Origin of the sequence: Streptomyces sp. NPDC005722 (assembly GCF_040630935.1) — a bacterium.
Classification (GTDB): Bacteria; Actinomycetota; Actinomycetes; order Streptomycetales; family Streptomycetaceae; genus Actinacidiphila.
The window spans coordinates 116,757-141,083 of sequence record NZ_JBEXYN010000020.1; the positions used below are offsets into that span (position 1 = coordinate 116,757).

At 73.5% G+C, this 24,327-nt stretch carries 17 protein-coding genes; 5 read left to right on the forward strand and 12 right to left on the reverse strand.

All coding sequences use genetic code 11. The annotated features are described in order from the left end of the window. Positions 1 to 4 precede the first annotated feature (4 nt). The 8 genes from ABZ479_RS22980 to betA form a co-directional block, all read right to left on the reverse strand. Entirely contained in the window at positions 5 to 1,237 is a 1,233-nt protein-coding gene (locus ABZ479_RS22980; RefSeq protein ID WP_500463331.1) for a sarcosine oxidase subunit beta family protein, read from the reverse strand. Then, complete coding sequence (gene glyA / locus ABZ479_RS22985; protein ID WP_500463332.1) at positions 1,234 to 2,520, reverse strand: serine hydroxymethyltransferase; 1,287 nt, start codon at positions 2,518 to 2,520, stop codon at positions 1,234 to 1,236. Before glyA ends, ABZ479_RS22980 begins: the two co-directional genes overlap by 4 nt. Positions 2,521 to 2,580: 60 nt before the next feature. Then, positions 2,581 to 5,022, reverse strand: coding sequence for a GcvT family protein (locus tag ABZ479_RS22990; RefSeq protein WP_500463333.1), 2,442 nt, complete (start codon positions 5,020 to 5,022; stop codon positions 2,581 to 2,583). A gap of 235 nt (positions 5,023 to 5,257) precedes the next feature. After that, the gene (locus tag ABZ479_RS22995) at positions 5,258 to 6,253 is read right to left on the reverse strand and encodes an ABC transporter substrate-binding protein (RefSeq protein ID WP_500463334.1); all 996 of its coding nucleotides are present in this window, start codon (positions 6,251 to 6,253) and stop codon (positions 5,258 to 5,260) included. Positions 6,254 to 6,271: 18 nt separating this feature from the next. Then, positions 6,272 to 8,260 (reverse strand): ABC transporter permease, encoded by a 1,989-nt coding sequence (locus ABZ479_RS23000; protein WP_500463335.1) that lies wholly within the window; start codon positions 8,258 to 8,260, stop codon positions 6,272 to 6,274. After that, positions 8,260 to 9,360, reverse strand: a complete 1,101-nt coding sequence (locus ABZ479_RS23005) for a quaternary amine ABC transporter ATP-binding protein (protein ID WP_500463336.1) — start codon at positions 9,358 to 9,360, stop codon at positions 8,260 to 8,262. Before ABZ479_RS23005 ends, ABZ479_RS23000 begins: the two co-directional genes overlap by 1 nt. 20 nt (positions 9,361 to 9,380) lie before the next feature. Then, on the reverse strand, positions 9,381 to 10,850 hold the full coding sequence (locus ABZ479_RS23010; RefSeq protein WP_500463337.1) for an aldehyde dehydrogenase family protein: 1,470 nt from the start codon (positions 10,848 to 10,850) through the stop codon (positions 9,381 to 9,383). 140 nt (positions 10,851 to 10,990) lie between these two features. After that, complete coding sequence (gene betA / locus ABZ479_RS23015) at positions 10,991 to 12,655, reverse strand: choline dehydrogenase (RefSeq protein WP_500463338.1); 1,665 nt, start codon at positions 12,653 to 12,655, stop codon at positions 10,991 to 10,993. A gap of 236 nt (positions 12,656 to 12,891) precedes the next feature. Between betA and ABZ479_RS23020 the strand changes: the two genes are divergently transcribed. Next, complete coding sequence (locus ABZ479_RS23020) at positions 12,892 to 13,689, forward strand: IclR family transcriptional regulator (protein ID WP_500463339.1); 798 nt, start codon at positions 12,892 to 12,894, stop codon at positions 13,687 to 13,689. Here the strand turns inward: ABZ479_RS23020 and ABZ479_RS23025 are convergent. From ABZ479_RS23025 to ABZ479_RS23035, 3 genes are all read right to left on the reverse strand, one after another. Continuing rightward, positions 13,677 to 14,810 carry an aromatic ring-hydroxylating oxygenase subunit alpha gene (locus ABZ479_RS23025; RefSeq protein WP_500463340.1) on the reverse strand — a complete coding sequence of 378 codons (1,134 nt, stop codon included), beginning with the start codon at positions 14,808 to 14,810 and terminating at the stop codon, positions 13,677 to 13,679. The genes ABZ479_RS23020 and ABZ479_RS23025 overlap by 13 nt on opposite strands. An 82-nt stretch (positions 14,811 to 14,892) precedes the next feature. Next, positions 14,893 to 16,071: an NAD(P)/FAD-dependent oxidoreductase gene (locus ABZ479_RS23030; RefSeq protein ID WP_500463341.1), complete on the reverse strand. Its 1,179-nt coding sequence runs from the start codon at positions 16,069 to 16,071 to the stop codon at positions 14,893 to 14,895. Then, complete coding sequence (locus ABZ479_RS23035) at positions 16,068 to 16,430, reverse strand: bifunctional 3-phenylpropionate/cinnamic acid dioxygenase ferredoxin subunit (protein WP_499603258.1); 363 nt, start codon at positions 16,428 to 16,430, stop codon at positions 16,068 to 16,070. Before ABZ479_RS23035 ends, ABZ479_RS23030 begins: the two co-directional genes overlap by 4 nt. Before the next feature lie 258 nt (positions 16,431 to 16,688). Between ABZ479_RS23035 and ABZ479_RS23040 the strand changes: the two genes are divergently transcribed. The 3 genes from ABZ479_RS23040 (at position 16,689) to ABZ479_RS23050 (ending at position 21,513) form a co-directional block, all read left to right on the forward strand. Next, the gene (locus ABZ479_RS23040; protein WP_500463342.1) at positions 16,689 to 17,417 is read left to right on the forward strand and encodes a response regulator transcription factor; all 729 of its coding nucleotides are present in this window, start codon (positions 16,689 to 16,691) and stop codon (positions 17,415 to 17,417) included. A 58-nt stretch (positions 17,418 to 17,475) separates the two neighbouring features. After that, the gene (locus tag ABZ479_RS23045; protein ID WP_500463343.1) at positions 17,476 to 20,400 is read left to right on the forward strand and encodes a SpoIIE family protein phosphatase; all 2,925 of its coding nucleotides are present in this window, start codon (positions 17,476 to 17,478) and stop codon (positions 20,398 to 20,400) included. 75 nt (positions 20,401 to 20,475) lie between these two features. Further along, positions 20,476 to 21,513 carry a helix-turn-helix domain-containing protein gene (locus ABZ479_RS23050; protein ID WP_500463344.1) on the forward strand — a complete coding sequence of 346 codons (1,038 nt, stop codon included), beginning with the start codon at positions 20,476 to 20,478 and terminating at the stop codon, positions 21,511 to 21,513. A 258-nt stretch (positions 21,514 to 21,771) separates the two neighbouring features. On the opposite strand, the gene ABZ479_RS23055 is transcribed toward ABZ479_RS23050, so the two are convergent. Beyond that, positions 21,772 to 23,196: a sensor histidine kinase gene (locus ABZ479_RS23055; protein WP_500463345.1), complete on the reverse strand. Its 1,425-nt coding sequence runs from the start codon at positions 23,194 to 23,196 to the stop codon at positions 21,772 to 21,774. A gap of 99 nt (positions 23,197 to 23,295) precedes the next feature. On the opposite strand from ABZ479_RS23055, the gene ABZ479_RS23060 reads away from it, so the two are divergent. Continuing rightward, a complete protein-coding gene (locus ABZ479_RS23060; protein WP_500463346.1) occupies positions 23,296 to 24,240 on the forward strand; it encodes a D-2-hydroxyacid dehydrogenase family protein in 945 nt (314 codons plus the stop codon). Positions 24,241 to 24,327 lie beyond the last annotated feature (87 nt).

The window sequence follows — 24,327 nt, forward strand, 5'->3', positions numbered from 1 at the left end:
CTCCTCAGTGGGCGACCGCGGCCGCGCCGTGCTCGTCGACGAGCGCGCCGGTGGTGAATCGTTCGAGCGAGAAGGGCTCGGCCAGGGCGTGCGGGGCGTCGTGGGCGATGGTGTGCGCGTAGACCTGTCCCACGCCCGGTGTGGCCTTGAACCCCCCGGTCCCCCAGCCGCAGTTGAGGTAGAGGCCGCGCACCGGGGTGAGTCCGACGATCGGCGACGCGTCCGGGCTGACGTCGACGATGCCGCCCCAGGTGCGCAGCAGGTGGGCGCGGGCGAAGACCGGGAAGAGTTCCAGCGCGGCGGCCATCTGCCGCTCGACGACGTGGAACGCACCCCGCTGGGTGTAGGAGTTGTAGGCGTCGATGCCCGCGCCCATGACGAGTTCGCCCTTGTGGGCCTGGCTCACGTACACGTGTACCGCGTTGGACATGACGACCGTCGGGTGCACGGGTTCCAGCAGTTCGCTCACCAGGGCCTGCAGCGGGTGGCTCTGCAGGGGGAGGTCGAATCCGGCCATCCGCGCGAGCACCGAGGAGTGTCCTGCCGCGCAGAGCGCCACCTTGCCCGCGGCGATGGGCCCGAGGTTCGTCCGTACGCCGGTGACCCGGCCGTCATGGACGTCGATGCCGGTCACCTCGCAGTTCTGGACGAGGTCGATGCCGGCCGCGTCGGCCGAGCGGGCCAGGCCCCAGGCGACGTGGTCGTGCTTGGCGATGCCCGCCCGCGGCTGGTAGGTCGCGCCCAGCACCGGGTAGCGGACGTCCGGGGAGGTGTTGACGATCGGGCAGACCTCGGCCACCTGACCGGGGTCCAGCCACTGCGCGTCGACGCCGCACAGCAGGTTGGCCTCGACCCGGCGGACGCCCTCACGCACGTCCTGGAGGCTGTGGGCGAGGTTGAGGACCCCGCGCTGGGAGAAGAGGATCGGGTAGTCCAGTTCCTCCTCCAGGCCCTCCCACAGCTTCAGGGCGTGCTCGTAGATGCCGGCGCTCTCGTCCCAGAGGTAGTTGGAGCGGATGATCGTGGTGTTGCGGGCCATGTTGCCGCCCGCGAGCCAGCCCTTCTCCAGCACGGCGACGTCGGTGATGCCGTGCTCGCGCGCCAGGTAGTGCGCGGTGGCCAGGCCGTGGCCGCCCGCCCCGACGACGACCACCTCGTAGCCGCGTCTGGGTTCGGGCGTGCGCCAGAGGAAGTCCGGGTGCTCGGGAAGCGCGGCACCCGGGGTGCGGCGGGTCATCGGGCGTCGTCTCCGTCCTGCGGCAGGTGCGGGTAGAGCGGGTGCGCGGCGGCCAGGGCCTCGGTACGGGCGCGCAGCGCGGACAGGTCGGGCCCCGGGCGCAGGGCGAGCGCCACGACGTCGGCGACCTCGGCGAAGTCGTCCTCGGTGAAGCCGCGGGTGGCCAGCGCGGGCGTGCCGATCCGCAGCCCCGAGGTGACCATCGGCGGGCGCGGGTCGAAGGGGACCGCGTTGCGGTTGACGGTGATGCCCACGGAGTGCAGCAGGTCCTCGGCCTGCCGGCCGTCGAGTGCGGAGGCCCGCAGGTCGACGAGGACGAGGTGCACGTCGGTGCCCCCGGTGAGCACGGACACGCCCGCCCGCGCGGCGTCCTCCCGCGTCAGGCGCTCGGCGAGGAGGCGGGCGCCGGCCAGGGTGCGGGCCTGGCGTTCCCTGAACTCCTCCCCCGCGGCGACCTTGAAGGAGACCGCCTTGGCGGCGATCACGTGCTCCAGCGGACCACCCTGCATGCCGGGGAAGACCGCCGAGTTCAGCTTCCTGGCGAGGTCCGCGTCATCGGTGAGGATCACTCCCCCGCGCGGGCCACCGAGCGTCTTGTGGGTGGTCGTGGTGGTGACGTGGGCGTACGGGACGGGGTTCGGGTGCAGCCCGGCGGCGACCAGGCCCGCGAAGTGCGCCATGTCGACCAGGAGCAGTGCCCCGACCTCGTCGGCGATGCGGCGGAACGCCGCGAAGTCCAGCTGCCGGGGGTACGCCGACCAGCCCGCGATGATCATCTTCGGGCGGTGCTCCTTGGCGAGCCGCTCGACCTCGTCCATGTCGACCCGGTGGTCCGTCGCCGAGACGTGGTACGGGACGACGTCGAGCATCTTGCCGGAGTAGTTGAGCCGCATCCCGTGGGTGAGGTGGCCGCCGTGCGCGAGGTCGAGCCCGAGGACGGTGTCGCCGGGCCGCAGCAGGGCGAAGAGCACCGCGGTGTTGGCCTGCGCGCCGGAGTGCGGCTGGACGTTGGCGTACGCGGCGCCGAAGAGCGCCTTGACGCGGTCGACGGCGAGCCGCTCGGTGACGTCGACGTGCTCGCAGCCGCCGTAGTAGCGGCGGCCGGGGTAGCCCTCGGCGTACTTGTTGGTGAGGACGGAGCCCTGGGCCTCCATGACGGCGGCGGGCGCGAAGTTCTCCGAGGCGATCATCTCCAGGGTGGAGCGCTGGCGGCCCAGCTCGGCGCGGAGCGCCGCGTGCACCTCGGGGTCGAGCTCGGACAGGCGGGCGGTGAGCGGGTTCATGCGCGGGGCTTCCTCTCAGCGGCGGCGTCGGAGGTCTCGCGTGGTGCCGTCCGCGGGGCGTCAGCCGCGGAGGCGGGTCATGGCGGGGTCGAACAGCGGCTCCGCGGCGACCCGCGCCGCCACGCGCCGGTCGAAGTACGCGATGTCGAGGGCGCGCCCGGGGACGGAGAGCTCCGCCGGCAGCCACGCGTAGGCGATGCCCTTGCCGATGGTGTAGCCGTAGGCGGCGCTGGTGACGTAGCCGACGGGCCGGTCGCCGTCGTACACCGGCTCCTTGCCCATCACCGTCGCGTGCGGGTCGTCGACGGTCAGGCAGGTGAGCTTGCGCCGCACCTGCTCCCGGCGCCGGGCGAGCGCGGCCTTGCCGGTGAAGTCGTCCTTGTCCTCCTTGACGGCGAAGGCGAGGCCGGCCTCGTAGGGGTCGTGCTCGAAGGTCATGTCGGTGCCGAAGGAGCGGTAGCCCTTCTCCAGGCGCAGGCTGTTGAAGGCCCCGCGCCCGGCGGGGACGCCGCCCAGCGGCCGGGCCGCGGACAGCAGGGTGTCCCAGAGCTTCAGGCCCAGGTCCGCCGTGGTGTACAGCTCCCAGCCGAGTTCGCCGACGTAGGACAGCCGCATCGCCGTGACGGGCACGGACCCGACGTGCGCCCGCTTGGCGCGGAAGTACTTCAGGCCCTCGTTGGAGAAGTCGGCGTCGGCGAGCGGCTGCAGGACCTCGCGGGCGAGCGGTCCCCACAGGCCGATGCAGCAGGTGCCCGCGGTGATGTCGCGGACCGCGGCGGTGCCGTCGCCGGGCAGCCGCCGGGTGAACCAGTCGAGGTCGAGGCCGCCGTTGACGCCGACCTGGAAGAGGTCGGGGCCGAGGCGGGCCACCGTGATGTCGCTGCGGATGCCGCCGTCGTGGTCCAGCAGCAGGGTGTACGTCACCGACCCCACCGACTTGTCGACGTTGCCGGTGGTGAGACGCTGCAGGAAGGCGGCGGCGCCGCGGCCGGTGACCTCCAGGCGCTTGAGCGCCGTCATGTCGTACAGGGCGACGGCCTCCCGGGTGGCCTGGGCCTCCGCGCCCACGACCGGCGACCAGTGGCGGGCCGCCCAGTCGTCCGGGGTGGGGAGGGAACGGCCCTCCACGAGCGCGGCGTTGGCCTCGTACCACTGCGGACGCTCCCAGCCGTTCGCCTCCAGGAAGAACGCCCCCAGTTCCCGCTGGCGGGGGTGGAAGGGGCTGGTGCGGATCGGGCGGGGGGCGCCGGTGGGCTGCAGCGGGTGGACGATGTCGTAGACCTCGGCGAAGTTGCGGCAGCCGCGGGCGAGCACGTAGTCCGGGGCGAGTTGGTGCGGCTCGAAGCGGTTGACGTCGCATTCGTGGAGGTCGAAGGACGAGCAGTGGCCGTCCACCAGCCATTCGGCCATCGCCCGGCCGACGCCGGCCGAGTGGGTGACCCAGACGGCCTCGGCGACCCAGAACCCCTTCACCCCCGGTGACTCGCCGAGCAGCGGCATGCCGTCGGTGGTGAAGGAGAACAGGCCGTTGATGCCCTCCTCGACCTTGGCCTCGCGGGTGGCGGGGAGCAGGGACCGGGTCTCGGTCCAGGCGTCGGCGAAGTCGTCCTCGGTGAAGGCCAGGACGGACGGCATCCCGTCCGTCTCGCCGTACGCGGCGATCTCGTCGGCGGCGACCGGCATGGGGCGGTGGCCGTAGGAGCCGATGCCGATCCGGTCGTGCCGGTCGCGGTAGTAGAGGTCGGCGTCCTGGTGGCGCAGGATCGGGCGGACGGCCTCGGCGCCCTGGCCGGCCAGGGCGGGCACGGGACCGGTCCAGGCGAACTGGTGGGCGAGCGGGGTGAGCGGCAGCTCCATGCCCGCCATCCGGGCGATCCGCGGACCCCAGATGCCGGCGCAGCAGACGACGACGTCGGCCGCGAGTTCGCCGCCGCGGTCGGTGACGACCCCGGTGACGCGGCCCTGGTCCTGCGTGACGGCGAGGACTTCGTGGCGTTCCAGGAAGCGGACGCCGCGGGCGGCGGCGCGCCGGGTCTGCGCCTCGACGGCGAGGACGGCCTTGGCCAGGCCGTCGGTGGGGACGAACAGCCCGCCGAGGACGCGCCGGCGGTCCAGCAGGGGGTGGAGCGCGACGCACTCCTCGGGTCCGACGACCCGGCCCTCGACGCCCCACGACGTCAGCCAGCCGTGCCTGCGGTGCAGTTCGGCGAGGCGCTCGGGGGTGGTGGCCACCTCCAGGCCGCCGACCTGGAGGAAGCAGGGCCGTCCGTCGACGTCGAGGGAGCGGAGCTTCTCGACGGTGTAGCGAGCGAGTTCGGTCATCGTCTTGGAGGGGTTGGCCTGGAAGACCAGACCCGGCGCGTGGGACGAGGAGCCGCCGGTTGCGGGGAGCGGTCCCTGGTCGACGACCGTGACGTCGGTCCAGCCGGCCGAGGACAGTTCGTCGGCCAGCGCCGCCCCCACGACGCCCGCTCCGATGATGACCACGCGGGGTCCCGTCATCGCCACACCTCCCAGTTGCTGTCAGCGCAACATGATTCAGGTTGCGCAACTCAATGTGCCGGGCGCCGGAGAGGGTGTCAAGAGGCCCGCCAGGGGCGGGAGAAGGGCGCGCGGAGGCCGTCGCGCAGGCCCCGGGAGGGCAGGGCTGAGGCCGGGGAACGACGGTGCCCGGCGGGCTGGCGGAGCAGCCCGCCGGGCACGGGGTCGGTGCACGAGGAGGGGGTGGGGCGCGGCGCTACTTGATCCAGGCGTCGACCTTGCCGGGGTTCGCCTTCACCCACTTCTCGGCGGCGGCCTCGGGCGTCATCTTGTCCACGGCGATGTACTTGGCGACGAGGTTCTGGTCCTCGTTGGTCCAGTTGAAGTTCTTCACCAGGTCGTAGGCCGGGCTGCCGGAGGCCGCGAACTTCTTGCTGACGATCTTGTCCAGGTCGTAGACCGGGTAGTCGCAGGCCACCTTCTCCGCGTCGGCGTCGCAGCCGGCCTCGTACGGCGGCAGCTCGACCTTGGCGAGCGGGACCTCCGACAGGAACCACTGCGGCTCGTAGAAGTAGCCGAGCAGCCACTGCTTCTTGGCCTCGGCCTGCCGGAAGGCCTGGATCAGCGCGGTCTCGCTGCCCGCGTAGACGACCTTGAAGTCCAGCTTGAGGTTCTTCACCAGGGCCGCGTCATTGGTGACGTACGACGGGTCACCGTCCAGGAGCTGACCCTTGCCGCCGGACTCCGAGGTGCGGAACTCGTCGGCGTACTTGTCGAGGTTCTCCCAGTTCGTGATGTCCGGGTGCTCCTTCGCCAGCCACGGCGGCACGTACCAGCCGATCACGCCCTTGTTGCCGGTCGAGCCGGCCTCGACGGCGGTCTTCTGCTGCTCGACGTACTTCTTCTTCAGGTCGTCGTGGCCCCAGTTCTCCAGGATCGCGTCGACCTCGCCGGTGCCGAAGCCCTGCCAGGCGATCTCCTCCTTGAGGTCCTTCTTCTTGACCGTGCAGCCCAGTTCCTCCTCGGCGACGTACGCCACGACGGCCGCGTCCGCCTCGTAGCCGACCCACGGGTTGACCGCCAGGTTGAAGGTGCCGCACGCGCCGGAGGAGCCGCCGGAACCGGCCTCCGACCCGCCGACCTTGGCTCCGCCGCAGCCGGCCAGGACGAGGCCGAGCGCCAGGGCCGCGGCCGTGGCCGCCCCGGCACGCCCGCGCGTGGACCGGCCGGCGACCGTCAGGTGTGTTGTCATGTGTCTTCCGCCTCCTGCCTAGCGCCCGCCGGGCACCCTGCTGGTGCGCCCGGCCGCGGCCTGGGTGATCCGGTCGAACATCACGCCGAGCAAGACGATGGCGAGACCCGCCGCCAGCCCCTTGCCGTAGAGCTCGCCCTGCGAGAAGCCGGCCACCACGTCGTAGCCGAGGGCGCCCGCGCCGACCAGGCCGCCCACCACGACCATCGACAGGACGTAGATCAGGCCCTGGTTGGTCGCGAGCACCAGGGCGGCGCGCGACATCGGCAGCTGGACCTTGGTGACGAGCTGCCAGGTGCCGGACCCGGCGGCCGTCGCGGCCTCCACGGTCGTCTCCGGCACGCCGCGCACGCCGTCCGCGACGATCTTCGTCGTCACGGGCGCGGCGTAGACGACGGCCGCGACGATCGCGGTGAAGCGGCTCGCGCCGAACAGCGCGAGGAAGGGCACGAGGTAGACGAAGGGCGGCATGACCTGTGCCGCGTCCAGGCCGGGCCGGACGATCCGGTCGGCGAGCGCGCTGCGGCCCATCCACACGCCCACCGTGACGCCGAGCAGCATCACCAGCAGCGTCGCCACGACGGTCGAGGCCAGCGTGGTCATCGCGTCCTGCCACAGTCCGGTGCCCACCAGCAGCCCCACGCACACCGCGGCGCCGGCGCCGGCGCCGAGGCCGCCGAGTACGGTGCCCAGCGCCACGAGCACCAGGCCGGTGAGCCACCAGGGGGAGTCGGTGAGCAGGGTCTGGAAGGGGTTGAGCAGGGCCGTGGTGAGCACGTCGCGGATGCCGCCCGTGATCCCGGACAGATGGTCCTGCGCCCAGGTGGTCACGGTGTCGGCGGCGCTCGCCAGGGCGCGGCCCGTCCCGCCCTCGCCGGGGAACTCCGCGGCCCAGACGTAGGTGTGGGACAGCCAGGCCGCGACGGCCGCGGCGACCGCGCCCGCGCCGACCAGCGGCCCTCGCCACCGGCGCGGCGTCCCGCCGGAGCGCTGGGCCCGTTCCGTCCCGGCGGCGGCCGCGGTGGTGACCCGGTCCAGGACGATGGCCATGACGACGATGGCGAGCCCGGCGTTGAAGGCGGTGCCGACGTCGAGCGACTGCAGGGCCTGGACGACGGTCTTGCCGAGCCCGGGCGCGTCGATGAGGGCCGCGATGGTCACCATGGACAGGGCGGCCATGATGGTCTGGTTGACGCCCATCACCACCGTGCGCCGGGACATCGGCAGCAGCACCTTGCTGAGCGTCTGCGCCCTGGTGGACCCCAGCGACTGGGCCGCCTCCACGGTGGTCGCCGGGACCGAGCGGATCGCGTGCGCGGTGATGCGGACGGCGGGCGGAGCCGCGTAGACGAGCGTGGCGATGGTGGCGGAGGCGGGCCCGATGAGGAAGAAGAGGGTGAGCGGGGCCAGGTAGACGAAGGTCGGCATGGTCTGCATGAAGTCGAGCACGGGTGTCACGACGCGGTTGACACGCGACGACATCCCGGCCCACACCCCCAGCGGGATGCCGAACAGCAGCGCCACCAGCACCGCCGACAGCGTGAGCGCCAGGGTGTCCATGCTCTCCTGCCACAGGCCCTGCAGCCCGAGGAAGGTGAAGCCCGCCACGGCCAGCAGCGCCACCCGCCAGTTGCCCAGCGCCCAGGAGACGTAGCCGGCGATCGCGACGACGCCGAGCCAGCCGATCTGCGGCACCGGACGGCCGTCCGGCGGCTGCGAGACCAGCGTCTGGACGAAGGTCACCAGGGTGTCGATGACCAGCCGGATCTCGTTGAAGAAGTAGAGGAACAGCGGGTTGCTGTTGCGGTCCGCGCCGATGGTGTCGTTGACGTCGTTGAACCAGCGGTGCAGCGAGGTCAGGTCGGCGGCCGCGAGGGCCAGCGTGTGCCGGCCGCGCAGCAGCGCGAAGAGCACCAGCCAGAGCACGACGATGCCCGCCACCACGGCCGGCCGGCGCAGCCGGACGGGTGCGGGCCGCTCCCGCGTCCCGGAGGCGACGACGGCCATCACGCGCCGCCTTCCGCGCCCGCGACGACGGCGAGGATCTCCTCGTCGCCGACGACGCCCAGCAGCCGTCCGTCCTCGACGACCCTGACCGGTCTCTCGGCGGCGAGCACGGCCCGCGTCGCCTCGCGCACGACGACGCCGGGGCCGAGCTCGGGGCCGTCGAGGGAGTCGTCGGGCCGGGGGTCGCGCATGATCCAGCGGAGCGTCAGGACGTCGGCCCGCGGCACGTCCTTGACGAACTCGCGCACGTAGTCGTCGGCGGGGGCGCCGACCAGTTCGTCGCCCGTGCCGCACTGCACCGTCCGGCCGTCGCGCATGATGAGGATGCGGTCGCCGAGCTTGAGGGCCTCGGACAGGTCGTGGGTGATGAAGACCATCGTCTTGCCGACCTCGCGGTGGAGGCGGATGACCTCGTTCTGCATGTCGCGGCGGATCAGCGGGTCGAGCGCGGAGAACGGCTCGTCGAAGAAGAGGATGCCGGGGTCGCCGGCCAGTGCCCGGGCCAGGCCGACGCGCTGCTGCATGCCGCCGGAGAGCTGGTCGGGGTAGGAGTTCTCGTAGCCCGCCAGGCCCACCAGTTCGACGACCTCCAGGGCCCGCTTCGTGCGCTCGGCCCTGCCCGTGCCGCGGATCTCCAGTCCGTACGCGACGTTGTCGACGACGCGGCGGTGCGGCAGCAGGCCGAAGTGCTGGAAGACCATGGAGAACCGGTTGCGCCGCAGTTCGCGCAGCCGTCCGGCGTCGGCGGCGCGGATGTCCTCGCCCTCCAGCACGATGTCGCCCGCGGTGGGTTCGACGAGCCGGGTCAGGCAGCGCACCAGCGTCGACTTGCCGGAGCCGGACAGGCCCATCACGACGAAGACCTCGCCGGGCGCGACGTCGAAGCCGACCTCGCGCACGGCCGCGGTGCAGCCGGTGCGTTCCATCAGTTCGCGGCGGCCGAGCCCGCACAGTTCCGGCGACCCCGGGACCCTGTCGGCCTTGGGCCCGAACACCTTCCACAGCCCGCGCACGGAGATGACCGCGTCCCGGTCCTGGCCCTGGTCCTCGTCGTGGGACGGGCCGCGCCGCTGCGGCACGTCGGTCGGTGCTGGGGTCACGGTGGGCCTCTCTTCGGCGGTCAGCCGCGGAACCAGTGCTGCGGCCTGGGTCGGATGTTCTGCCAGATGTGCTTGGGCTCGCGGTACTCGTCCAGGCCGGTCGGTCCCAGTTCCCTGCCCACGCCCGAGTGCCCGAAGCCACCCCATTCCGCCTGGGGCACGTAGGGGTGGTAGTCGTTGATCCACACGGTGCCGTGGCGCAGCCGGCGGGCGACCCGCTGCGCGCGGCCGGCGTCCCGCGTCCAGACGGCGCCGGCGAGGCCGTACTCGGTGTCGTTGGCGATGCGTACGGCGTCGTCCTCGTCCGTGAAGCGCTCGACGGTCAGCACGGGCCCGAAGGACTCCTCGTGGACGACGCGCATGCCCTGGTCGCAGTCGTCGAGCACGGTCGGCGGGTAGTAGAAGCCGTCCCGGAGCGCCGGGTCCGCCGGTCGGGTGCCGCCGCAGCGCAGCACGGCGCCCTCGGCGATCCCGGCGGCGACGTACGCCTCGACCTTGTCGCGGTGCGCGGCGGAGATCAGCGGGCCGGTCTCGGCCGCGGGGTCGAAGGGGCCGCCCAGCCGGATGGCCGAGGCGCGCCGTACGACCTCGTCGACGAAGGCGTCGTGCACGGTGTCCTGCACGATCAGCCGCGCTCCGGCGGAGCAGACCTGGCCGGAGTGCAGGAAGACGGCCGTGAGCGCGAAGTCCACGGCCGTCTCGAAGTCGGCGTCGGCGAACACCACGTTGGGGTTCTTGCCGCCGAGTTCCAGGGCGACCCTCTTGACCGTGGCGGCGGCCGCGGCCATCACGCGTCTGCCGGTCCCCAGGCCGCCGGTGAAGGAGACCATGTCGACGCCGGGGTGTTCGGCGAGCGGGGCGCCGGCCCCGGGCCCCGCGCCGAGGACGAGGTTGCCGGCGCCCGCCGGGAGTCCGGCCTCCTCCAGGGCCCGCATCAGCAGCACGGAGGTGGAGGGGGTCAGCTCGCTGGGCTTGAGGACGAAGGTGTTGCCGGCGACCAGGGCAGGCGCGACCTTCCAGGAGGCCTGCAGCAGCGGGTAGTTCCAGGGGGTGATCAGGGCGCAGACGCCGACCGGCTCGTACTCCACGCGGCTGACGGCGTCGTCGCGGCCGGTGTCCACCACCCGTCCGGCGGAGGTCCCCGCGATGCCGCCGTAGTGGCGCAGGCAGGCGACGACGTCGGCGACGTCGTACTCGCTCTCCACGAGCCGCTTGCCGGTGTCCAGGGATTCGGCGCGGGCGACGCTCTTGGCGTCCCGTTCCAGGATGTCCGCGGTGCGCAGCAGGAGGGCGCCGCGCTCGCGTTCCGGGGTGCGCGGCCAGGGCCCGTGGTCGAAGGCGGCGCGGGCGGCGGCGACCGCGGCGTCCGCGTCGGCGCGGGTCGCCTCGGAGACCGTGGCGACGAGGGCTCCGTCGGCGGGGCAGCGGATCTCCCGGCGGCCTCCGGCCGCCGCTTCGCGCCACTCTCCGTCCAGGTACAGGTCTGCCACGCGCGGAGTCCTCGCTTCGTTGCACATAGCGCATCGAATTGCTTGTGGTGGAACACCCTGTCCGACCGGCCACCGGCCGTCAAGGGGTCTCACGGCGTGTACGGCACAACCTGACCACGTGAACGGGGCGGCCGGTGGGATCAGTTGGCGGGCACGTCGCGGTGCCGGTAGTACCGCGTCCTCGAGGGCGGCAGCGGTTCACGGCCGAGGATCAGATCGGCCGCCTTCTCGGCGATCATCATCACGGGCGCGTAGATGTTGCCGTTGGTCACGTAGGGCATCACGGAGGCGTCGACCACCCGGAGCCCCTCCGTACCGTGCACGCGCATGCTCGCCGGGTCGACCACGGCCATCTCGTCGGTGCCCATCCGGCAGGTGCAGGACGGGTGGAGGGCGGTCTCGCCCTCCTTGGCGACCCACGCCAGGATCTCCTCGTCGGTCTCGACGCCGGGGCCGGGCGAGACCTCGCCGCCGTTGAAGGGGGCGAGCGCGGGCTGCCCGAGGATGTCCCGGGCGACGCGCACGGCCTCCACCCACTCGCGGCGGTCCTGCTCGGTGGAGAGGTAGTTGAAGCGCAGCGCGGGCTTCTCGCGCGGGTCCGTGCTCCTGATCCGCACCGAGCCGCGGGCGTCGGAGTACATCGGCCCCACGTGCACCTGGTAGCCGTGGCCGCCGGCCGGGGCGGAGCCGTCGTAGCGCACGGCGATGGGCAGGAAGTGGAACATCAGGTTGGGGTAGTCCACGTCCTCGTTGCTGCGCGCGAAGCCCCCGGCCTCGAAGTGGTTGGTGGCGGCGGGGCCCCTGCGGAAGAGCCACTGCAGCCCGATGAAGGGGTACCGCCACTTGGCCAGGTACGGCTGCATGGAGACCGGCCGGGTGCAGGAGTACTGGACGTATACCTCCAGGTGGTCCTGGAGGTTCTCGCCGACGCCGGGCAGGTCGTGGACGACGTCGATGCCGAGCGCCGACAGCCGCGCGGCGTCGCCCACCCCGGACAGCTGTAGCAGCTGGGGCGAGTTGACCGCGCCGCCGCACAGCACGACCTCGCGGGCGCGCACCTGCTCGCGGACGCCCTTGCGCCGCTCGTACTCCACGCCGACGGCGCGCTTGCCCTCGAACAGGACCCGGGTGACCAGGGTCCGGGTCCGTACCGTCAGGTTGGGGCGGCGGCGCACCGGGTCCAGGTAGGCCCGGGCGGCCGAGAGCCGGCGGCCGCGGTGGACGTTGCGGTCGAAGGGCGCGAAGCCCTCCTGGCGGTAGCCGTTGACGTCGTCGGTGAGCCGGTGGCCCGCCTGCTGGACGGCCTCCAGGAAGGCGGGGAAGAGCGGGCTGGAGGCGGGCCCGCGCTCCAGGACGAGCGGGCCGTCGTGGCCGCGGAACGCGTCGTCGGCTTCGGCGGCGAGGCAGTTCTCCATGCGCCGGAAGTACGGCAGGCAGTGGGCGTGGTCCCAGTGCTCCATGCCGGGGTCCTTCGCCCAGCGCTCGTAGTCCATGGGGTTGCCGCGCTGGAAGATCATGCCGTTGATGCTGCTGGAGCCGCCGAGGACCTTGCCGCGGGCGTGGTAGATCCGCCGCCCGCCCATGTGGGGTTCGGGCTCCGACTCGTAGCCCCAGTCGTAGAAGCGGCTGCCGATGGGGAAGGTGAGCGCGGCCGGCATGTGGATGAAGACGTCCCAGGGGTAGTCCGGGCGGCCGGCCTCCAGGACCAGCACGCGGTTGGCGGGGTCGGCGGAGAGCCGGTTCGCGAGGGCGCAGCCGGCGGAGCCCCCGCCGACGATGACGAAGTCGTACTGATCGGGAGCCATGTCAGCCTCGCCTCATTCGTCTCACTCGTCTCACTCGTCTCACTCGTCCCGACTGCCCGGCGTGCCTCGGTCGCGCGGTCGACAGGTCGACTGGCGCAGCATGCTAGTACGGTGCCGCTATGCGCACCAGGTTGCGAACGACGCAACTTGCCCCGCCCGATGGCGGATTGGGGTCGCCCCCGGGCTCCCGTCCGGGGGATCGGCGCGTCGTTGTTTACCGCGCGTATAGTTTCGCTGTGAGCAACTTCAGTGCAGATACCGAAACAAGCGGCGCTCAGCCGGGCGGCGTCCAGTCCGTCGACCGGGCGATCAGCGTGCTGGAGATCCTGGCGCGGCGCGGCGAGGCCGGCGTGAGCGAGGTCGCCGCCGAGATCGAGGTCCACAAGTCGACGGCGTTCCGGCTGCTCGGCGCGCTGGAGGCACGCGGCCTGGTGGAGCAGGCGGGCGAACGCGGCAAGTACCGGCTCGGCTTCGGCATCGTACGGCTGGCCGGCGCGGTGACCGGCCGCATCGACATCACGCAGCAGGGCCGGCCGGTGTGCGAGCGGCTCGCCGAGGAGATCGGCGAGACCGTCAACATCGCCGTGATGGAGAAGCACTTCGCGATCAACCTGTACCAGGTGCGGGGACCGGCGGCGGTCACCGCGCACAACTGGGTCGGTCAGCTGACCCCGTTGCACGCGACGTCCAGCGGCAAGGTCCTGCTCGCCCACCTCCCGGCGGGGCGGCGCGCGGAACTCCTCGCGGACGCGGGCCTGGAGAAGCTGACCCCGCACACCCTCACCTCGCGGACGAAGCTGGAGAAGGACCTCGCCGGGGCCCGGGAGCGCGGGTACGCCTGCACGCTGGAGGAGCTGGAGATCGGCCTGCACGCGATGGCCGCCCCCGTCCGCTCGCGCGACGGCGAGGTCATCGCCGCCGTCAGCGCCTCCGGCCCCTCGTACCGCTTCACCCAGGAGCGCATGCGCGAACTCGCGCCGCTGCTGGTCGCCGGGGCGGCCGAGATCAGCCACCGCATGGGCTACCTGGGCTGAGCCGTGCCGAGGCGTTCGTGCACCCAGTCGTGGAAGCCGGCGATGTGGTGCTCGCTCGGGACCAGGACCCCGCCCTTGGCGTAGAGCCGGGAGGACATCGCGGGCTGGCAGCGCTCGCAGGCCTCGAAGTCCTGGCGGTTGACCCGGTCGAAGAGCTCGACCGAGCGGCTGAGGTCCCTGCCCTCGGCGACGACCTCCTCCAGGTAGAGCCAGTCGCACTCGACGACCGTGCGGTCCACCGCGAGCGGGTACATGCGGTGCAGGATCACGTGGTCCGGCACCAGGTTGACGAAGACCTGGGGTTTGACGGTGATCGCGTAGTAGCGGCGGTCCTGGTCGGCGGAGACCCCGGGTATGCGCGCCAGGCCGGGCGAGCCGTCCACCGTGAAGCCCTGGACGTCCGCAGCGAACTCGGCGCCGTGGCCGACGTAGTACTGCGCGGCGTAGCCGTCGGCGAACTCCGGCAGCACCTCGGTCAGTTCGGGGTGGATCGTGGCGCAGTGGTAGCACTCCATGAAGTTCTCGACGATGAGCTTCCAGTTGGCCCGGACGTCGTAGACGATCCGCCGGCCGACCCTCAGGTCCTCGATGCCGTAGCGCTCCAGGGACGCCACGTCCCCGAGCCTGGTCACGACCTCGGCGACCACCTGCTCCTCGAAGGAGGGCGGGTCCTCGGCCAGGCAGACCCACACGTAGCCCAGCCATTCGCGGACGTGCACGGGAACGAGCCCGAACTCGGTGCGACCCACGTCCGGCATCTTGGTGAGGTTGGGGGCCGCCACGAGCCGGCCGTCCAGGTCGTACGTCCAGGCGTGGTAAGGGCATTGGAACGCCCGTCTGACCTCGCCGCCCTCGTCGGTGAGCAGCCGGGCGCCGCGGTGCCGGCACACGTTGTGGAAGGCCCGCACCGCGTGGTCGCGGGAGCGGGTGACCAGGATGCTCTCGCGGCCGACGTCCACCGTCCTGAAGGCGCCCGGCCTGCCGAGTTCGGAGGAGCGCGCCACGCAGAACCACATCGCCTCGAAGATGCGCTCCTGCTCCTGGGCGAAGATCCCCGGGTCCGTGTAGTAGGAACCGGGGAGGGTGGCGATCAGGCTGTCCGGCAGGCCGGTCGGGGTCACGGGCACTCCTTGCAGGACGTTGTGTAATGAGCAACGGAGTGTGCACTGCGCAACTGCAGCATGTGGCGCCGGTCCGGCGCTGTCAAGACGTGAGGGCGGCCAGCCGCTTGCGCCAACGGGTGAACGACCGGGGCCGGTTCATCCCCAGCACGGCCACCGGCACGCCGGCCCTGCGGTAGACGGCGAGCACGTCGCGCCCTTCGGGCGCGCCCTCCTCGACCGTCACCGAGTCGGCCCCCGCGGCGCGGCCCGTGAACTGGATGCGCACGCCGTACTGGTCGGACCAGAAGTACGGCGGCCGGGGCGCCCGTTGGCCACCCGCGCCACCCGCGCCACCCTGGAGCAGCGCGGCGACGGCGGTGGCCGGGCGCTCCAGCGCCGCCGTCCAGTGCTCCACGCGGTGGTGCGCCCCGGCGGCCGGGTCGTACCAGGCGGCGCAGTCGCCGACGGCGACGACGCCCGGCAGACTCGTCCTGCCGTCCGCTCCGCAGAGGACTCCGTCGCCGAGCCGGATCCCGGACCCGGCGAGCCAGTCCACGCACGGGCGGGCCCCGATCCCGGCGACCACGGTGTCCGCCGGCAGCCTGCGGCCGTCCGCCAGGACGACGGCCGCCACCCGCCCTCCGCCGTCCGTCTCGGTCCCGCGCACTCCTGTGCCGCACAACAGCCGTACGCCGTGGTCCGCGTGGAGGCCGGACACGACGCCGCCCATCGTCTCGCCGAGCGGCCCCGACAGCGGGGTGGGCACGGCCTCGACGACGGTGACGTCGAGCCCGAGGGCGTAAGCGGTCGAGGCGACCTCGGCCCCGATGAAGCCCCCGCCGATGACGACGAGCCGCCCGCCGCGTGCCAGGTCGGCCCGCAGCGCCCGGGCGTCGTCGAGGGTGCGCAGCGTGTGCACCCCGGATCCGGCGGCCGCGCCGGGCAGCGTACGGGCCGCCGCCCCGGTGGCGATGACGACGCCGTCTGCGGTGACGGAGCGGCCGTCCGCGAGCCGGACGCCGCGGGCGCCGGGGTCGAGCGTCACGGCCCGGGCGCCCAGCAGCCATTCGGCGCCGAGGTCCTCGCCGTCCGCCTCCAGGACCAGGGCCGGCTCCTCGGCCCGTCCCGCGAGGAACTCCTTCGACAGTGGGGGGCGGTCGTACGGCCGGTGCGGCTCCTCGCCCACGACCACCAGCCGCCCGTCGAACCCCCGGGCACGCAGCGCCCGCGCGGCCGACAGCCCCGCCAGAGAGGCGCCGACCACGAGGACCGTCCTCACCCGGCTCCCCCGGCGGGCCGGCCGGCCGCGCACGACGGCGGCCCCGGGACGGCCGGCGACAGCCGTACGTGGATCGTGCCGTCCTCGACCACGACCTCGTGGGTCCGCACGGGCCGCCGGGCCGGGGGCGCGTCCACCGCACCGGTCCGCAGGTCGAACTTCGAGGCGTGCAGCGGGCATTCGACCTCGCAGCCCTCCAGCCAGCCGTCGGCGAGCGACGCGTCCTGGTGGGTGCAGGTGTCGTCGACGGCGTAGAGCTCGCCCTCCTCGGTGTGGAACACCGCGACGGGCGGGTCGGTTTCGAGCCGGAAGGCCTCGCCACGCGGGAGGTCCGCGAGCCGGCACACGGGAATCATCATGACACCTCGGTGCGTATGGCGGAACGGATTGCGATTGACGCAACATCAGTGTGGAGCTGCCCCCCACCCCTGTCAAGGCATCGCCCGGACACCCGAACGCCGCACCTGACGGGGGATCATCCGCCGCTCGCGGGGTACCGGCGGCGGGACCGTCGCGATTCGGTCACAGGGGTTGTCCGGGTTCCACCGAATGACATAATCCGTTCCTCTTCTGCATGACAACGGCCGGAATCCGGCCCGGAGGAAGTGACCCACGGCATGAACGTGACCGTTTCGGCCCAGCAGCCGCCCCGTGTGCTGGTCGTGGAGGACGAGGCGAGCATCGCCTCGATGCTCGCGATGGCGCTGCAGTTCCTGGGCTTCGACGTCGTCACGGCCGGCACCGGCGAGGAGGCGGTGAGCGCGGCCGCCGAGCGCGCGGCCGACGTGATCCTGCTCGACGTGGGGCTTCCCGACCTCGACGGCTTCGAGGTGTGCCGCAGGCTCCGCGCCGCCCGGGTCGACGCGCCCGTCCTCTTCCTCACGGCCCGGGACGCGGTCGAGGACAAGATCAGGGGCCTGGCCCTGGGCGGCGACGACTACGTCACCAAGCCCTTCGACATCAACGAGGTCGCGGCCCGGGTGAACGCCCTGCTGCGCCGGGGCCGGGCCCCCGAGCCCGCCGGGCGCCGGCTGCGCGCGGGCTGGGTCGAGCTCGACGCGGACACCCACGAGGTGTGGCGGCACGGCCGGCCGGTCCAGGTCTCGGCCACCGAGTTCGCACTGCTCCGCTTCCTGCTGGAGAACCCGGACCGGGTGGTCTCCAAGGGACAGATCCTCGACGCCGTGTGGAGCTGCGGCTTCCAGGGCGAGTCCGGGATCGTGGAGACCTACATCTACTACCTCCGCCGCAAGCTCGGCGACACCGACCAGTCGCTGATCCGTACCGTGCGCGGGGCGGGCTACCTGGTGAGGGCCGCCCAGGCGGGCGATACGGCTTCGCGCTGACGGTGCCCGCGCGCGGCGCTATGTTGGCTTTCGGAGGAAGAGCCGACGAGAAGAGGGCATGATCCCGAACGAAGCCGCCGCCCAGGAGCCTGAAGCGCCGCTCGAGCAGCCGGGAGCGGAGCGGCTCGGGCTGCTGCGGTCCTCGGGCGACGACCAGGGCGAGCGCGAGGCGCTGCGGCTGGGGCTGCAGCAGGCCGTGGCGGCGCTGAACGGCCTGGGCGGACTGGTCCACCTGCGCGGGCAGGAGGCCCGGGGCGGAGTGCCGCTCCGGCTGGCCGCCAGCAGTGGCCTGCCCCGGAACCTCACCCGGGGCTGGCTCTTCCTCCCCCCGCAGGACGGCACCGCGCCCGGCCGTGCGACCAACGACGGCGAACCGGTGTGGCTGCCCACCACGGGGACGACCCCCGGCCCGCTGCCCGGCGGATCCGGGCTCGCCGCCGTCCCCCTCCCCGGCCCGGAGGGCCCGCTCGGCGCGCTCTCCGTGGTGACCGCGGACGCCACGCCCCCGGCCCCCGGCGAATGGGAGCTGCTGCGGGCGATCGCGGCGTGGGTGTCGGAGCGGCTGGGCCGGACGGCGGCCGTCGAGTCGCGCGAACGCTGGCGCCTGGCGGAGGGCGGCCCGGGGCCCGGGCCCGGGCCCCGGGAGACCCCTTCCGACGTGGGCATCGGCACCTGGGAGTGGAACGTCCGCACCGGAGAGGCCTACCTCGACGAGACCGCGCGCTCCGTCTTCGGGATGTCCCCGCAGATGTACGACGGGCGCCTGGAGACCTGGGTGGAGCTGGTCCACCCCGAGGACCTGCCCTGGGTGATCGCCGACGCCGAGGAGGCCGCCCGGGCCGCCGGAGGGTTCGCCTGGGAGTACCGGGTCCGCCGGCCGGACGGGAGCTTCCGCTGGGTGCAGGCCCGCGGCCGCAGCGTGCTCGGTGAGGACGGCAAGGCCGTACGCCTGGCCGGCGTGCTCTGGGACAGCACCGAGACCCGGGTCGCGACGGACGCCGTCGGCCGGGCCCTGCGCCACATGAGCGACGGCTTCCTCGCGGTCGACGACGACGGCCGCATAGCCTTCGCCAACCCGCAGGCCGAACGCCTGCTCGGGGCCCGGATGCCCCTGGTCGGGGAGGTGCTGTGGGACCTGCCCGGGGTGCGCGACTCCGAGCTCGAGGCCCAGTGCCACCGGGCCGCGGAGGGCGACACCGTCAGCGCGGACATCGCGTGGGACGGCGGCAGGCGCCGCTACCACCTGCGGGTCCTGCCCGTGCCCGACGGCCTGACCCTCTACCTCACCGACGTCACCGAGCGCCGGCTCGCGGAGGAGGCCCGCGCCGACGCCGCCCGCACCGCCGCCGACCGCGCCGCGCACATCGGCCGGCTCACCACCGCGCTCGCCGAGGCCGTCACCGTCAGGGAGGTCGTCGCCGCCGTCGCCGACCGCGTGCTGCCGCTGTTCGACGCCACCGGGCTGATCATCAAGACCCTGGAGGGCGACCTGCTGCGGGTGGTCGGCTTCGTCGGCTACCCCCCGGGCCTGATGGAACGCCTCAGCCGGACCCGGCTCATCGAGGGCAGCCCCAGCACCGACGCCATCCGCGACCGCGTGCCCCGCTACATCACCTCCGCGAAGGAGTTCCGTGAGGCGTACCCGCACCGGATCGCCTTCCAGGAGTGGTCCCAGAAGCACGCCTGGGCCTTCCTCCCGCTGATCGTCTCCGGGAAGGCGGTCGGCTCCTGCGTCGTCTCCTTCTCCGAGCCGCGCCCGTTCAGCGAGGAGGAGCGCACCCTGCTGACCGCGCTCAGCGGACTGGTCGCCCAGGCCCTGGAGCGGGCCCGGCTCTACGACGCCGAGCACGGGCGGGCGCAGGAACTGCAGCGCGGGCTGCTGCCGCGCCTCCTGCCCGAACTGCCGGCGGTCAGCGCGGCGGCGCGCTACCTGCCCGCCGTCGAGGGGACGACGGTCGGCGGGGACTGGTACGACGTCATCCCGCTCTCCGCGGACCGGGTCGCGCTGGTCATCGGCGACGTGATGGGGCACGGGATCTCCGAGGCCGTGACGATGGGGCGGCTGCGCACCGCGGTGCACACGCTCGCCGGTCTCGAACTGCCCCCCGACGAACTGCTCGCCCACCTCAACGACCTGGTCAGCGACCTCGGGGACGACTTCTACGCGACCTGCCTGTACGCCGTGTACGACCCCGCCAACCGCACCTGCACCTTCTCCCGGGCCGGGCACCCGCCGCCCGCTCTGGTGCTGCCCGACGGCACCGTCCACTTCGCCGGGCACTCGCCGGACGCCCCGCTGGGCGCGGCCACGCCGCCGTTCGCGACGGTGGAGCTGGAGATCCCCGAGGGCAGTCTGCTGGTGCTCTACACCGACGGCCTGGTCGAGTCCTCCCGCCGGGACATCGACACCGGCATGGCCGGGCTGGCGAAGGCCCTCACCGGCGCGCAGGCCGCCGCGCACACGCGGCCGGCGGAGGGCCGCAGGGGCGAGGCGGAGCGGCTCGGGAGGCTCTGCGACGAGGTGGCCGCGGCCCTCGACCCCCACCAGCAGCACGCCGGGGACGACGCGGCCCTGCTCATCGCCCGCACGCACGCCCTGGCGCCGGGCGACGTCGCCACCTGGTCCCTGCCCGAGGACCCGCTCTCCGCGGGCGAGGCACGCGAGCACGTCCGCCGCCGGCTGGACGCCTGGGGCCTGGACGAACTGGTCACGACGACCGAGCTGATCGCCAGCGAGCTGGTCGGCAACGTGGTGCGGCACGCCAAGGGCCCCATCGGCCTGCGGCTGATCCGCAGCCGCACCCTGGTCTGCGAGGTGTCGGACGGCAGTCTGAGCACCCCCCGGATCCGGCACGCCGGCGACACCGACGAGGGCGGCCGAGGACTGCAGCTGGTGGCCGCGCTCTGCCAGCGCTGGGGCACCCGCTACGTCCCGGGCGGCAAGTGCATCTGGACCGAGCAGGCGATCCCGGACCAGCCGTGACGTCCGTCGATACCCTGCGCCAACTCTGATCGGGCTTTGATGTGACTCTGATACTCCGGTGCTTGGCTTGCGCGCATGACCACCCACGCACCGGTGTCCACGGGCCTGGATTCCTGTCTTGACCTGGGATTCACCGACTCCGGCGGAGGCGAGCCCTCGCTGCGGCGGGAGCTGTTCGCCGCCCTGATAGAAGTCGTCTCCGGCTCGGGGCAGTGGAGCGAGCAGACCGCCGCGCGGATCCGCGGCGAGGGGGTCGCCTGGGCCGCGCGGGGCCGGCCGGTCAGCGCGCTGCGGGTCGCCGTCCGAGAGACGACGGAGTACATCCTGGTATCCAGCGGGCAGGGGGCGGCCGGCGCCGCCGACCGCTCCCGCGACGAATTCGCGCGGCGCCTCTCGGACGCCGGGCGCCGCGTGAGCCGGGAGCTGGACCGGGGCTTCTTCGCCCGGCCCGGACGGGAGGCCCCCGCCTCGGCCCCGGAACCACCGCGCCCCGGCCCCTCCCACGCCCCGCCCGCCTACGCCGTGATGGCGCTGCGCGCGCCCGGCCGCGCCCTCGCCGACGTCGAGACGGTGGCCCGCGGCCACGGCGGCCCCGAGACCGCCGTGCTCCCCTCGGGGCGCGGGCCGTACGTGCTCACCCCGTCGCCCCGCCCCGAGGAGTCCCTCGACCTTGCGGCCCGCATCCACCGGGACCTCGGCGGGACGGCCCTGCTCGCCGTGGACTGGAAGCCGTACAACGAGGTGACGGCCGGTCAGTTGCTGGTGGACGACATCTGCGCGGTGGTGGACGCGCTGGGCTTCGGGCCCGGCGTCTACCGGCTGGACGACGTCCTGGTCGAGTACGCGGCCGCGCAGACGCCCGACATCGCGCAACGGCTGGTCGGCATGGTGCAGCCGGTGCTGGACGACCGTGTGCTGCGGGAGACACTGCGCGCGGTGATCTCCGCCGACGGCGACCCCGACCTGGCCTGCGAGCTGCTCACGCTGCGCCGCAAGTTCTTCGACCGTCGCCTGCGCCGGGTCGAGGAGCTGACCGGCCGCCGCGTCGACGGCCCCCGTGACCTGCAGGTCCTCCGCACGGCCGTCGCCGTCGCCGCGATCATGCGCCAATGAGCTCCGCGACGCGGCCGGGCCCGCCGACCACCCCGTAGGGGGGCGGGGTGCTCTCGCGACGCTGTGCCTGACACGTCAACCGCGCTGACCGACGACTCCGTGACGGGGCACCGACCCGCCCTGCGTCACCGCCTCCCCTGCGTCACCGCCTCCGCGATCGCGTGCCGGGCGCCGTGAGTGCCGGGGATCCGCACCCGTACCCGTGGCACGCCGCGCCGCGTCGGCGATCCGCCCGGCGTACCGGCCCCGGCAACGCCCTCATGCCCCCGTGAGCGCCGGCAGGCGTACGCGGAACCACGCGCCGGACTCCGAGGGCTCCACGCGTACCGACCCGGCGTGCGCCGCGGCGATGGCGGCGACGATGCTCAGGCCCAGGCCGCTGCCGGGGGCGGGGCGGTCGTCCGCGGGGGCGGGGCGGGCGGGGCCGCCCCCGGCGCGGAAGAAGCGCTCGAAGACCCGCTCGCGCAGGTCCGCGGGTATCCCGGGACCGCCGTCGACGACGTCGACGATCTGCTCGTCGCCCTCGCGCCCGACCCGCACTTCGGCGGGGACGTCGTGCGCGGTGTGCGCGGCGACGTTGGCCAGCAGGTTGGTGACGACCTGGCGGAGCCGGTCGGGGTCGCCGGTCACCATGTGGGACCCGGGTTCCACGACGAGGGTCACCGGGCGGGCGGGGTCGACGACGCGGGCGTCGGCCACCGCGTCGGCGCACAGTTCGGCCAGGTCGACGGGGCGGCATTCGAGCGGACGGCCCTGGTCGAGGCGGGCGAGCAGCAGCAACTCGTCCACGAGGGCGGACATCCTGCGGGTCTCGTTCTGCACCCGGCGCATGGCGTCGTCGAGGCGGGCCGGGTCGTCGAGGGCGCCGAAGCGCACCAGCTGCGCGTAACCGCCGATCGCGGTGAGCGGGGTGCGCAGTTCGTGGCTGGCGGCGCCGACGAAGTCGCGCAGTTGCTCCTCGGCCTTGCGGCGGCGGTTGAACTCCTCGTCGACGCGTCCGAGCATCGCGTTGACGGCGTCGGCCAGCGCCTCCACCTCCGCGGTCGACACCGGGGCGGAGACCCGCTGCGAGGGTGCGCCCTCGGCGGCGAAGCGGCGGGCGGTGGCGGTGATCTCCTTGAGCGGCGAGATGGTGCGGCGGCTGAAGTAGAGGGCGCCGAGCACGACGCCGGCGATCAGCGGCACACCGGAGAACGCCTCGATGACCACGAGGTTGTGCACGGTGGCGGCGTCGTCCGCGGTGGACTCCGCGATCACCAGGTAGCCCCCGTCGGGCAGCTTCTCCACGACCGCCCGCATCGGGGCCGGGCCGACCGCGCCCGCCCGGCCGGCGGTCGCCATGCGCTCCAGGTCGGCGCTGGAGAGCCGGATCACGGCCCGTTCCACCATCGCGCCGGACTCGCGCTGCACGACCCTCCCGATGGCGTCGGTGAGCAGCACCACGGCGGTCGCCCCGGCCGGCTTGAGGTCCGAACTGGTCTCCAGCTCGTCGAGGCGGTCCTGGCGTATGGAGGCGAGCTGCTGGTCGAGCCGGTTCCGCAGGCCCTCGGCGAGGGCACGCGCGGCGTAGACGTCCGCGGCCGCGACACCGATCGTGGTGATCGCGAGGAAGCCGAGCGCGAGGCGCCAGTACAGCGAGCGGGGCCACCAGCGCAGCCGGCGCCGTCTGCCGGGTGTCTCCACGTGCCCACCCCTCATTCGGTTCCGGCCGCCGTCCGAGCCGATACTAGGACAGCCCCCGGGCACGTCCGTTCGACCCGATCGAGCCGAGGAGACCGCACCATGCGCATCGCCGTCCTGGACGACTATCAGAAGGCGGCGCACCGGTTCGCCGACTGGGACGCGCTGGGCGCGGAGGTGGTCTTCCGCCACGACCACCTCGCCGGCACGGCCGAGCTGGCCGAGGCGCTGGAGGGCTTCGACGTGGTGGTCGCCATGCGCGAGCGCACCCCGTTCACCGAGGAGCGCTTCGCGGCGCTGCCGGCGCTGCGGCTGCTGGTGACGACGGGGATGGCGAACGCGTCCGTCGACCTGGACGCGGCCCGCCGGCACGGTGTGACGGTGTGCGGCACGGAGAGCGTCCCGCACGCCACGGCCGAGCTGACCTGGGGGCTCGTCCTGTCGCTGGTCCGGCACATCCCCGAGGAGGCGGCCGGGATGCGGCGCGGGGAGTGGCAGCACACGATCGGCGGCGACCTGCACGGCCGGACGCTCGGCGTCGTGGGCCTGGGCCGGCTGGGCGCGCGGGTCGCCGCGATCGGCACCGCCTTCGGGATGCGCGTCCTGGCCTGGAGCACCAACCTCGACCCGGAGCACGCCGCCGCGTGCGGCGCTCAGGCGGTCGGCAAGCGGGAGCTCTTCTCACGGTCCGACGTCGTCACCGTGCACTACAAGCTCGGTCCGCGCAGCACCGGTCTGGTCGGCGCGGAGGAACTCGGCTGGATGAAGCCCACGGCGCTGCTGGTCAACACCTCGCGCGGGCCGCTCGTGGACACCGGGGCCCTCGTCGCGGCACTGCGCGAGGGGCGGATCGCCGGTGCGGCGCTGGACGTGTACGACACCGAGCCGCTGCCCGCCGGGGACGTCCTGCGGACCCTGCCCGGCACGCTGCTCACCCCGCACCTGGGCTACGTCACGGAGGCGACGTACGAGGTGTTCTACCGGCAGGCGGTGGAGGACGTCGCGGCCTTCCGCGACGGCGCGCCGCTGCGGGTGCTCACGGCCTGAGCGGGGGCACCTCTCCGGCCGAGCCGTCCGGCCCGGCTCCCGCGGGGACCCGGGCCGGACGGCTCGGATCCCAGCGGGTCCGGCGGT